9 protein-coding genes are annotated in these 10,938 nt (G+C 68.7%); 8 read left to right on the top strand and 1 reads right to left on the bottom strand.

Going from position 1 to position 10,938, the window contains the following annotated elements; all coding sequences use genetic code 11:
- Positions 1 to 105: 105 nt before the first annotated feature.
- On the bottom strand, positions 106 to 672 hold the full coding sequence (locus E2651_RS44335) for a calcium-binding protein (protein WP_167828988.1): 567 nt from the start codon (positions 670 to 672) through the stop codon (positions 106 to 108).
- A gap of 284 nt (positions 673 to 956) precedes the next feature.
- On the opposite strand from E2651_RS44335, the gene E2651_RS35065 reads away from it, so the two are divergent.
- The 8 genes from E2651_RS35065 to E2651_RS35030 all read left to right on the top strand — a co-directional run bounded on the left by E2651_RS35065 (position 957) and on the right by E2651_RS35030 (position 10,809).
- Positions 957 to 2,219: a M20 family metallopeptidase gene (locus E2651_RS35065; RefSeq protein WP_135335300.1), complete on the top strand. Its 1,263-nt coding sequence runs from the start codon at positions 957 to 959 to the stop codon at positions 2,217 to 2,219.
- Positions 2,220 to 2,411: 192 nt separating this feature from the next.
- The gene (locus E2651_RS35060; RefSeq protein WP_167828989.1) at positions 2,412 to 3,494 is read left to right on the top strand and encodes a BMP family ABC transporter substrate-binding protein; all 1,083 of its coding nucleotides are present in this window, start codon (positions 2,412 to 2,414) and stop codon (positions 3,492 to 3,494) included.
- A 269-nt stretch (positions 3,495 to 3,763) separates the two neighbouring features.
- Complete coding sequence (locus E2651_RS35055; RefSeq protein ID WP_135335297.1) at positions 3,764 to 4,819, top strand: BMP family ABC transporter substrate-binding protein; 1,056 nt, start codon at positions 3,764 to 3,766, stop codon at positions 4,817 to 4,819.
- Positions 4,820 to 5,013: 194 nt separating this feature from the next.
- Complete coding sequence (locus tag E2651_RS35050; RefSeq protein WP_135335299.1) at positions 5,014 to 6,615, top strand: ABC transporter ATP-binding protein; 1,602 nt, start codon at positions 5,014 to 5,016, stop codon at positions 6,613 to 6,615.
- The gene (locus E2651_RS35045) at positions 6,612 to 7,757 is read left to right on the top strand and encodes an ABC transporter permease (protein WP_135335296.1); all 1,146 of its coding nucleotides are present in this window, start codon (positions 6,612 to 6,614) and stop codon (positions 7,755 to 7,757) included. The genes E2651_RS35050 and E2651_RS35045 overlap by 4 nt, the downstream gene beginning before the upstream one ends.
- Entirely contained in the window at positions 7,754 to 9,016 is a 1,263-nt protein-coding gene (locus E2651_RS35040) for an ABC transporter permease (protein WP_135335295.1), read from the top strand. The genes E2651_RS35045 and E2651_RS35040 overlap by 4 nt, the downstream gene beginning before the upstream one ends.
- On the top strand, positions 9,013 to 9,402 hold the full coding sequence (locus E2651_RS35035; RefSeq protein WP_135335294.1) for a cytidine deaminase: 390 nt from the start codon (positions 9,013 to 9,015) through the stop codon (positions 9,400 to 9,402). Before E2651_RS35040 ends, E2651_RS35035 begins: the two co-directional genes overlap by 4 nt.
- A gap of 129 nt (positions 9,403 to 9,531) precedes the next feature.
- On the top strand, positions 9,532 to 10,809 hold the full coding sequence (locus tag E2651_RS35030) for a thymidine phosphorylase (protein WP_135335293.1): 1,278 nt from the start codon (positions 9,532 to 9,534) through the stop codon (positions 10,807 to 10,809).
- The last annotated feature ends 129 nt before the right edge of the window (positions 10,810 to 10,938 follow it).

Here is a 10,938-nt window from a genome sequence, read left to right as displayed (position 1 = left end):
CCCTTTACACCCGCCCCGGAACCGCCACTCTCGGGACAACCGGGCGGCCCCGGCGCCAATCAAGCACCGGCCCACCAAACCCCCCGCCCCGCCCCGCAGGGCCCTTTACGGGTCCAGTTGGCAGTTGACCTCGCTCTCCGCCGCGCAGCGGTTCGCCGTGCCCGCGCCTCCGTCCGCCGTATCGACCCCCGTGTTGCCAAGGAGCACATCACTCGCGCCCTCGCCGAAGAGGTGGTCGTCGCCTGCCATGCCGCGCAGGTCGTCCACGCCGTTGCCGCCCCTCAGATCGTCCGCGCCGTCGCCGCCCTGGACGAAGTCCGCTCCGTCGAAGGCGAAGACCGAGTCGTTGCCGGGGCCCGCGTCGACCGTGTCCGATCCCGTGACGAAGGCGAAGTCCGCGCCCATCTGGTCGTTGCCCGAGCCCAGGCAGACCAGGTCGTCGCCGCCCGCGTCCGCGTAGGTGTCGTTGCCGCCCAGCAGCGCCACGACGTCGTTGCCCGCCGTGCCCGTCTCGAAGTCGTCGCCCTCGGTGCCGACCACAGTCGCCGGCTGTCCCATGCAGTAGACCGTCGCGGTCGCGGCGGCGGCCGGCACGGCGGCAGCGGACCCCGCGCCCGCTGCGACGAGGGCCAGCGCCGCCAGCGTGGGTCCGACGGATGAACGTATGCGCATGATCTTTTCCCTCCGTGGTACCTGTGGAGCCCGGCTCGCCGTGTGTGCGTCCGAGCTCGCGTTGCAGCCACTTGTTCGGGAAAAAGGGGCTGCCGGATTGCGGCCTGCCGAGGGATGGGGCGCGGACGCTCTCAGTCCGCTCGAAGAGCGGTGGAGTTTACCCAGCTCAACTAGCGGCCATGCGCCACGCGGCCACTTTTTCTTACCCTATCGGGCTGAACTTTTGTTGATCGTGGGTCAGTTGACCCCTGCCTCGCCCTACCCTTCAAAGGGTGAACCAACTGATGTCACGAGAGTTCGAGGCCGACCTGCCCGGCGAAGCAGGCAGCGCTGCCGGGGACGTCCTGCTCCCCGGTGCGCTTCCCGCCGATCTGCGCGCCGAACTCATCGCCTTCCGACGCGACTTGCACATGCACCCGGAGCTCGGCAACCAGGAGTTCCGTACCACCGCCGCCCTCAAGGCCCGGCTCGAGCTCGCGGGCCTCAAGCCCCGTGTACTCGACATCGGCACGGGACTCGTATGTGACATCGGTATCGAGCAGGACGGCATTGAGGAGAGTGGCGGCGCGCGGTCCATGCTCGCTCTGCGCGCCGACATCGACGCGCTGCCCATCCCGGACACCAAACTCGGCGCCCCGTACCGCTCCACCGTGCCCGACCGCGCCCACGCCTGCGGGCACGACGTGCACACGACCGTCGTCCTGGGCGCCGGACTCGTCCTCGCCGAGCTGGCGAAGCGAGGGCAACTCCCGCAGCCCGTACGGCTGATCTTCCAGCCCGCCGAAGAGGTCCTGCCGGGTGGTGCGCCCGACGCCATCGAGTCCGGAGTGCTCGAAGGGGTCGGGCGGATCATCGGCGTGCACTGTGATCCCCGCGTCGACGCGGGGCGGATCGGGCTGCGGCACGGTGCCATCACCTCCGCCTGTGATCGGTTGGAGGTCTCCCTGGACGGGCCGGGTGGGCATACCGCCCGGCCCCACCTCACCACCGACCTCGTCACCGCCGCCGCCAAGATCGTCACCGACGTACCGGCGCTGGTCGCCCGTCGTATCGACGCCCGGTCGGGTCTCGCCGTGACCTGGGGGCGGATCGAGTCCGGGCACGCCTGCAACGTCATCCCGCAGCACGCGGAGCTGTCGGGGACCGTCCGGTGTCTGGACCTGAAGGCCTGGCGGCAGGCGCCCGATCTCGTACACGGCGCCATCCAGGAGATCGCCGATCTCTACCGCGCCAAGTCCGAGGTGAATTACATCCGGGGTGTCCCGCCCGTCGTCAACGACCCGGACGTGACCGACCTGTTGAGGGACGCCATGGAGCAGCGGCGCGGGCCGCACTCCGTCGAGGACACCGAACAGAGCCTGGGCGGCGAGGACTTCTCCTGGTACCTGGAGCACGTGCCCGGCGCCATGGCCCGCCTCGGTGTCCGTACGCCCGGTGAGCGCACCGTCCGTGATCTGCATCAGGGCGACTTCGACGCCGACGAGGCGGCGATCACGGTGGGCGTCGAGCTCTTCACCGCCGCCGCGCTCCTCGACGCCGCGCGGTAGCCGAAGGGCGACGCGGGCCCGCTATGGGCTGGTTGCGCCGGACCTGTTCATCCGGACGTAACCGGCCCTCGGCACGAATAGGTAACGGCAGTGCGAAACCCCGTTCCCCTCCCTTTCTACGCGCGTTACTGTGCGCCGCAATCAGCGCCGTCAACGGTGCGTCGGGGAACGTAAGGGGTGCGTCCTATGCGTTTGCGTCGTGGATCAAGGATTTCCCAACTGGCCGTCGTCGTGGCGTCTCTCGCCCTCGCGGCATCGGCGTGCGGCAAGACCAGCAACGAGGCCTCCGAGGATGACGGGGGCGACAACAAGAGTGGCTCGTCGTCCGAATACAAGGGCAAGGGCATAGGTCTTGCCTACGACATCGGCGGCCAGGGCGACCAGTCGTTCAACGACGCCGCGTTCTCCGGCTACACGAAGGCCCGCAAGGACTTCAAGATCGGCGGCGTGGACATGGAGCCGGGCGACGGCGAGTCCAGTGCCGACAAGACGCAGCGACTCGAGCAGCTCGCGCGGCAGGGCTACAACCCCGTCATCGGCGTCGGATTCGTCTACGCGCCCGCCGTGAAGGAAGCAGCCAAGAAGTTTCCCAAGGTGACGTTCGGGATCATCGACGACAACACGGTGAAGGCCGACAATGTCGCCGATCTTGTGTTCCATGAGGAGCAGGGGTCCTATCTCGCCGGTGTCGCGGCTGCCAAGGCGACCAAGGTCGATCACGTCGGATTCATCGGCGGTGTGGACATCAACCTCATCCACAAATTTGAAGCCGGCTTCGTGCAGGGCGTGAAGTCCGTCGACCCGAAGATCAAGATCGAGAAGCGCTATCTGACGGAGAAGCCCGAGGAAGGCGGCTTCGCCAGCCCCGACAAGGGGCAGAACGCGGCGAGCGGTCAGATCGAGGCGGGCGCCGATGTGCTGTACCACGCGGCGGGACTCTCCGGGCAGGGCGTGATCCAGGAGGCCGGCTCGCAGAAGGTGTGGGCGATCGGTGTCGACTCCGACCAGTACCAGCAGAAGGCCCTCGCCAAGTACAAGGACTACATCCTCGGGTCCGCCCTCAAGGACGTCGGCGGCGCCGTGTACGACCTGACGAAGTCGGTCGTCGAGGGCAAGCCGATGCAGGGCGAGCAGCGCTACGACCTGAAGTCGGGACGTGTCGGGTTCGCCGACTCGAATCCGAAGTACACGGCGATGAAGGACGTGGTCGCCGCCGTGGAGAAGGCCAAGAAGGACATCGTCGACGGCAAGGTCACCGTCAAGACCGTCCCCTAGGCACGCCCCGGGACATGTGACAGCGGGTACGTAGGGCAGGGAGCCCCGCAGGCCAGAGCGGCCACGGGAACCCTGCCCTTTGTCATGCCGCCTGTCATGCCGCCGCAACGCCCTGTGCATGACGCCGCAACCTCGCGGCCACAGCTCGATAACGGACGGGACAGAAGGGTTCTTATGTCAGGTCTACGCGCGTTACGCTGCGGCGAAATCAGCGCCAGGTGAGGCGCTCGTACGTGCTTGTGCTTGCTTGTACAAAGGAGTTCCTCTCTATGCGCCGGGTTTCCAAGATCGCAGCCGCGAGCGTCGCGACCGCCGCCCTCGCCCTCTCCGCCACCGCCTGCGGTGGCACGTCCAGCGACGCCGCCGGCTCCAAGAGCGACGGCAAGGGCAAGGGCGTCGCCATCGCTTACGACGTGGGTGGCAAGGGCGACCAGTCCTTCAACGACGCCGCGACCGCCGGTATGGACAAGGCCGCCAAGGACCTGAAGGTCGGCAAGAAGGCCGTCGAGCCGACCGACGGCGAGTCCGACGCCGACAAGGCGCAGCGCCTCACCGAGCTGGCCAAGCAGGGCTACAACCCGGTGATCGGCATCGGCTACGCCTACGCGCCCGCCGTGAAGGAGGTCGCCGCGAAGTTCCCGAAGGTCACCTTCGGCATCGTCGACGACGCCACCATCAAGGCGGACAACGTCTCCGACCTGGTCTTCAACGAGGAGCAGTCCTCGTACCTGGCGGGCGTCACCGCCGCCAAGGCCACCAAGAGCAAGACCGTCGGCTTCATCGGCGGCGTCGACAACCCGCTGATCCGCAAGTTCGAGGCGGGCTTCGTCCAGGGCGTCCAGGACACCGACAAGTCGGTCAAGATCAAGCGCCAGTTCCTCACCGAGAAGGCCGAGGACGGCGGCTTCTCCAGCCCGGACAAGGGCAAGGAAGGGGCCAGCGGCCAGATCGAGGACGGCGCCGACGTGGTCTACCACGCGGCCGGTCTCTCGGGTCAGGGTGTCATCGAGGCCGCCGCCGCCGAGAAGGTGTGGGCGATCGGTGTCGACTCCGACCAGTACCAGCAGAAGGCCCTGGACAAGTACAAGAAGTACATCCTCACCTCCGCGACCAAGGACGTCACCGGGGCGGTGTACAACCTGACCAAGTCGGTCCAGGATGGCAACGCCAAGGGCGGCGTGGTCCGTGCGGACCTGGCGTCCGGCGGCGTCGCGCTCGCCGACTCGAACCCCGAGTTCAAGAACATGAAGGACCTGCAGGCCGCCCTGAAGAAGGCCGAGCAGGGCATCACCAGCGGCAAGATCAAGGTCAAGACCGCGCTGTAACAGCGGACCGAGCTATAACAACAGCCCGCGCTGTAACAGCGAAGTCACGGCTGCGGAACGGGGTGTGGGGGACGATGGTTCCCCCGCGCCCCGTTCGCGCGGCCGACACCTCAACTCCCGTTGAACCAGGGGCGCTACGCGCGTAGGTGGCCCCTTTCCTTAAGACTCCCGAGGACTCCCGAGGAGAGTGCGCCATCGACGCGTCCACTAGTCCCGACACGGGCAAGACCACTGCCCAGGCCACTGCCGTCCAGCTCGTCGGCATCACCAAGCGCTTCCCGGGCGTCGTGGCCAACCACGACATCCGCCTCAGTGTCCGCAAGGGCACCGTGCATGCCCTCGTCGGTGAGAACGGCGCGGGCAAGTCGACCCTGATGAAGATCCTCTACGGCATGCAGAAGCCGGACGAGGGCACCATCACCGTCGACGGCGAGCAGGTCAGTTTCGGCAGCCCCGCGGACGCGATCGCGCGCGGCATCGGCATGGTGCACCAGCACTTCATGCTCGCCGACCAGCTGACCGTCCTGGAGAACATCGTTCTCGGCAGCGAGAAGCTGCACGGCATCGGCGGCGCCGCCCGCCGCAAGATCGTAGAGATATCCGACCGTTACGGCCTCGGGGTGCGCCCCGACGCCATGGTCGAGGACCTCGGCGTCGCCGACCGGCAGCGCGTGGAGATCCTCAAGGTCCTCTACCGCGGCGCCACCACGCTGATCCTCGACGAGCCCACGGCCGTACTCGTGCCGCAGGAGGTCGACGCGCTCTTCGACAACCTGCGCGAGCTGAAGTCCGAGGGCCTGTCCGTCATCTTCATCTCCCACAAGCTGGGCGAAGTCCTCTCCGTGGCCGACGACATCACCGTCATCCGGCGCGGTACGACCGTGGGCACCGCGGTCCCGTCCGAGACGACGCCGCGCCAGCTCGCCGAGCTGATGGTCGGCAGCGAACTGCCCACCCCCGAGACCGCCGAGTCGACGGTCACCGACCGCCCGATGATCCAGGTCGAGAGCCTCAAGCTGCTGGCCGACGGCGAGTCGGGCCGTGCGCTGCTCGACGACATCTCCTTCACCATCCACGAGGGAGAGGTCCTCGGCCTCGCGGGCGTCGAGGGCAACGGCCAGACCGAGCTGATCGACGCGCTCATCGGCCTCAAGCACGCCGACTCCGGAGTGATCCGGATGGCGGGCCAGGACATCACCGCCCAGCCGACGCGCAAGCGCCGCGAGGACGGCATCGGTTACATCCCCGAGGACCGCCACCGCCACGGCCTCCTCCTGGAGTCCCCGCTGTGGGAGAACCGCATCCTCGGCCACGTCACCGAGAAGCCGAACGCGAAAGGCTTCTGGCTCGACCCCAAGGGCGCCCAGGCCGACACCCGTCGCATCGTCAAGGAGTACGACGTCCGTACGCCCGGCATCGACGTCACCGCGGCCTCCCTCTCCGGCGGCAACCAGCAGAAGCTGATCGTCGGCCGCGAGATGAGCCACAAGCCGCGCTTCCTGATCGCCGCCCACCCCACCCGCGGTGTGGACGTCGGCGCGCAGGCCCAGATCTGGGACCAGATCCGCGAGGCGCGCCGCGAGGGACTCGCCGTACTCCTGATCTCGGCGGACCTCGACGAGCTGATCGGCCTTTCCGACACCCTCCGCGTGATCTACCGCGGACGGCTCGTCGCCGACGCCGACCCGGCCACCATCACGCCGGAGGAGCTCGGTTCGGCGATGACGGGCGCGGCCTCGGGCCACCTGGAACACATAGAAGAAGGCCCCGAAGTGCCGGAGGACGAGGCCCGATGAAGAAGTTCGAGAAGGAGCGGGTGCTCCTCGCGGTGGCCGGACCGGTCATCGCGCTCATCGCGGCCGTGGCGCTGACCTCGGTCGTGCTGCTCGCCTCGGGCAAGAGCCCGATCGAGCCGTACTCCCTGATGTTCGAGCAGGCCACCTACTCCGACATCCAGGTCCTGATCATCAACCAGGCCGGCATGTACTACCTGGCCGCGCTCGCGGTCGCCGTCGGCTTCCGGATGAACCTCTTCAACATCGGCGTGGACGGCCAGTACCGCCTCGCCGCGATGGCCACCGCGGTCGTCGGCGCGCACGTCGCCCTCCCCGCGCCCCTCCAGATCCCGCTCCTCATCCTGGTCGCCATGCTCACCGGCGCCTTCTGGGCGGGCATCGCGGGCATCCTCAAGACCACCCGCGGGGTCAGCGAGGTCGTCGCGACGATCATGCTCAACGCCATCGCGACGAGCGTCATCGGCTATATGACCCTCACCGAGAACTTCGGCGTCCCGGTCGGCAACAACCAGACCACCGGCGAGATGTCCAAGTCCGGCTGGTTCCCCGGCATCAGCATGGGCGAGTCCGGCGAGATCTACGGCTTCGTCGTCATCGCCGCGCTCGCCGGCGTCCTGTACTGGCTGATCCTCAACCGCACCCGCTTCGGCTTCGACCTGCGCGCCACCGGCGCCTCCGAGTCGGCCGCCGCGGCCTCCGGTGTGAACGCCAAGCGCATGGTGCTCAGCGCCATGCTGATATCCGGCGCGGTCGCGGGCCTCGCGGGCATGCCCATCCTGCTCGGCGACGTCCACACCTACAGCCTCAGCTTCCCCACGGGCCTCGGCTTCACCGGCATCACCATCGCCCTGCTCGGCCGCAACAACCCGGTCGGCATCGCCTTCGCCGCGCTGCTCATCGCCTTCCTCGACAAGGCCTCGCCCGCTCTCGACTACGCCACTCCGGTTGCGTACGACAAGGAGATCGCGGTGATCATGCAGGGCCTCATCGTGATCGCGGTCGTCGTCTCCTACGAGGCCGTACGCCGCTGGGGGCTCCGTCGCCAGCAGCAGCGCGTCGGTGAGGAACTGGCCGCAGCAGCCCGCGCCAAGGGCAAGGGCAACGGCAACAACGACACCGTGAAGGAGGTGGCTGCCCGATGAGCTCGGCAACCGTAGCCAAGCCCCCGGCCAAGCAGCCCGCGCAGGGCCGCCGCCGCATCTCGCTCCCCATACTCCTGCTGGTCATCGCGGGCGTCCTCGCCCTGACGTCCGTGGTCCGCCTGATCACCGACGCCGACGGCATCACCTCCACCGGCCAGATGTCCACGGCCCTGCGCCTCGCGGTGCCGATCGGCCTCGCGGGCCTCGGCGGTCTGTGGGCCGAGCGCGCGGGCGTCGTCAACATCGGCCTCGAGGGCATGCTCATCCTCGGCACCTGGTTCGGCGCGTTCGCCGGCTACCAGTGGGGCCCGTGGGTCGGCATCCTCTTCGGCATCCTGGGCGGCGCGATCGGCGGCCTGCTGCACGCGATCGTCACGGTCACCTTCAACGTCAACCACATCGTCTCCGGTGTGGCCATCAACATCCTCGCCCTGGGTGCGACGCGCTACCTCTCCACCTTCGCCTTCGAGGGCAAGGAGGGCGGTACGTCCAAGCAGTCGCCGCCCGTCGAATCGCTCGGCAGCTTCTCCGTGCCGGGCCTCTCCGACTGGCTGCAGGACCTCAACGAGAAGCACTGGTTCCTCGTCTCGGACCTCGCGGGCCTGCTCGGCGGCCTGTTCACCGACCTCTCGCCGCTCACCGTCATCGCCGTCGCGATGGTGCCGCTGAGCTGGTGGGTCCTGTGGCGTACGTCGTTCGGCCTGCGCCTGCGGTCCTGCGGCGAGAACCCGGTGGCCGCCGAGTCCCTCGGCGTGAACGTCTACAAGTACAAGTACCTGGCAGTGATCATCTCGGGCGGTCTGGCAGGCCTGGGCGGCGCGTTCCTCTCCCTGGTCGCCTCCAACATCTACCTGGAGGGCCAGACCGGCGGCCGCGGCTACATCGGCCTCGCCGCGATGATCTTCGGCAACTGGATGCCGGGCGGACTCGCGCTCGGCGCGGGCCTGTTCGGTTACACCGACAGCCTGAAGCTGCGGGGCGGCGGCACGAACGTCCACGCCCTGCTCCTGCTGCTCGCGATCCTGCTGGTCATCGGCGCGATCTACCTCGTCTGGCGCAAGCGCTACATCCCCGCGGTGATCACCGGGGCCGTCTCGGCGCTGATGTTCGCGTGGTACGGCTTGACCGACGAGGTGCCCAACCAGGTCGTCACCGCGACGCCGTACGTCGTCACGCTGCTCGTGCTCTCGCTCTCCGCCCAGCGGCTGCGGATGCCGAAGGCGGACGGCCAGCCCTACCGAAGGGGACAAGGAAAGTGACCGACACCGACTGGGACGCGCTGCGGGATGCTGCGCGCGAGGCCATGTCCCGTGCGTACGCGCCCTACTCAGGCTTCCCGGTCGGTGCCGCGGCCCTCGTGGACGACGGCCGCACGGTGTCGGGCTGCAACGTGGAGAACGCGTCGTACGGCCTGGGCCTGTGCGCGGAGTGCGGCCTGGTGTCGCAGCTCCAGCTCACCGGCGGCGGCCGCCTCACGCACTTCACCTGCGTGGACGGCAAGGGCGAGATCCTGATGCCGTGCGGCCGCTGCCGCCAGCTGCTCTACGAGTTCGGCGGCGCGACGCTGCTCCTGGAAACGGCTTCGGGCATCCGGACGCTGGGAGACATGCTCCCGGACCCGTTCGGCCCGCAGCACCTCAACTGACGTACGGCCCCTGCCTGTTGCTTCGCGGCGCACGGGGGCCGTCTTCACTCCATGACTCTATGCGCGTAGAGTCACGGAATCTCAATCTCAAGCTCTCGCTCACCGTTTTAGGCGCAAAGGGGTTATGCCATGGACGTCATCTCCGTCATCCGTACGAAGCGGGACCGCGGCGAGTTGAGCGACGAGCAGATCGACTGGGTCATCGACGCGTACACGCGAGGCGTGGTGGCCGACGAGCAGATGTCCGCTCTCGCGATGGCCATCCTCCTGAACGGCATGAACCGCCGAGAGATCGCCCGCTGGACGGCCGCGATGATCGCGTCCGGCGAGCGCATGGACTTCTCGTCTCTCTCCCGCCCGACATCGGACAAGCACTCCACGGGCGGCGTCGGCGACAAGATCACGCTGCCGCTCGCGCCGCTGGTCGCGGCGTGCGGCGCGGCGGTCCCGCAGCTGTCGGGCCGGGGCCTCGGCCACACCGGCGGCACGCTGGACAAGCTGGAGTCGATCCCCGGCTGGCGCGCCCTCCTCTCGAACGAGGAGATGCTCTCGGTCCTGGACGGCGTCGGCTCGGTGATCTGCGCGGCGGGCGACGGCCTGGCCCCGGCGGACAAGAAGCTGTACGCGCTGCGGGACGTGACGGGCACGGTGGAGGCGATCCCCCTGATTGCTTCCTCGATCATGTCGAAGAAGATCGCAGAGGGAACGGGCTCGCTGGTCCTGGACGTGAAGGTGGGCACGGGCGCCTTCATGAAGAACCTGGAAGACGCCCGCGAACTGGCCTCCACGATGGTCGGCCTGGGCACGGACAGCGGCGTACGCACGGTGGCGCTGTTGACGGACATGGCCACGCCGCTCGGCTTGACGGCGGGCAACGCCCTTGAGGTCCGCGAGTCGGTGGAGGTCCTCGCGGGCGGCGGCCCCTCGGACGTCGTGGACCTGACCCTCGCGCTCGCGCGGGAGATGCTGGACGCGGCGGGGCTGCCGGACGCGGACCCGGCGAAGGCGCTTGCGGACGGCTCGGCGATGGACGTATGGCGCCGCATGATCGCGGCTCAGGGCGGCGACCCGGATGCCACGCTCCCCGTGGCCCGTGAGACGCATGTCGTGACGGCGCCGTCGTCGGGTGTCCTCACCCGTCTCGACGCGTACGACGTCGGCGTCGCGGCGTGGCGTCTGGGCGCCGGGCGTGCGCGCAAGGAGGACGTGGTGCAGGCGGGCGCGGGCGTGGAACTCCACGCGAAGCCGGGCGCGACGGTGCGTGCGGGTGAGCCTTTGCTGACCCTCCACACGGACACTCCGGAGCGCTTCGAGTACGCGTTGCAGGCGCTGACGGGGGCGTACGACATCGCCCCCGAGGGCGCGGAGTTCACGGCGAAGCCGATCGTGCTGGACCGGATCGCGTAGGGGCAGGAGCTAGGACTCTGCCCCCAGAACCCAGGCTGGGCGGTGCTCTTCTCAGGCGGGGGCTGGGGGCGGAACCCCAGCGTGCGGTGCCGGGCTGAACCGCCGCTCCGCGGCGGATCCCGCCCACCC

Origin of the sequence: Streptomyces sp. MZ04, from assembly GCF_004684775.1 — a bacterium.
Classification (GTDB): domain Bacteria; phylum Actinomycetota; class Actinomycetes; order Streptomycetales; family Streptomycetaceae; genus Streptomyces.
This window is presented reverse-complemented; position numbering and strand designations above follow the sequence as displayed.

What these genes read in the sequence shown, in the direction of transcription:
- E2651_RS44335 (WP_167828988.1), bottom strand. Translation starts at nt 672, where the DNA reads ATGCGCATACGTTCATCCGTCGGACCCACGCTGGCGGCGCTGGCCCTC.
- E2651_RS35065 (WP_135335300.1), top strand. Translation starts at nt 957, where the DNA reads ATGTCACGAGAGTTCGAGGCCGACCTGCCCGGCGAAGCAGGCAGCGCT.
- E2651_RS35055 (WP_135335297.1), top strand. Translation starts at nt 3,764, where the DNA reads ATGCGCCGGGTTTCCAAGATCGCAGCCGCGAGCGTCGCGACCGCCGCC.
- E2651_RS35045 (WP_135335296.1), top strand. Translation starts at nt 6,612, where the DNA reads ATGAAGAAGTTCGAGAAGGAGCGGGTGCTCCTCGCGGTGGCCGGACCG.
- E2651_RS35040 (WP_135335295.1), top strand. Translation starts at nt 7,754, where the DNA reads ATGAGCTCGGCAACCGTAGCCAAGCCCCCGGCCAAGCAGCCCGCGCAG.
- E2651_RS35030 (WP_135335293.1), top strand. Translation starts at nt 9,532, where the DNA reads ATGGACGTCATCTCCGTCATCCGTACGAAGCGGGACCGCGGCGAGTTG.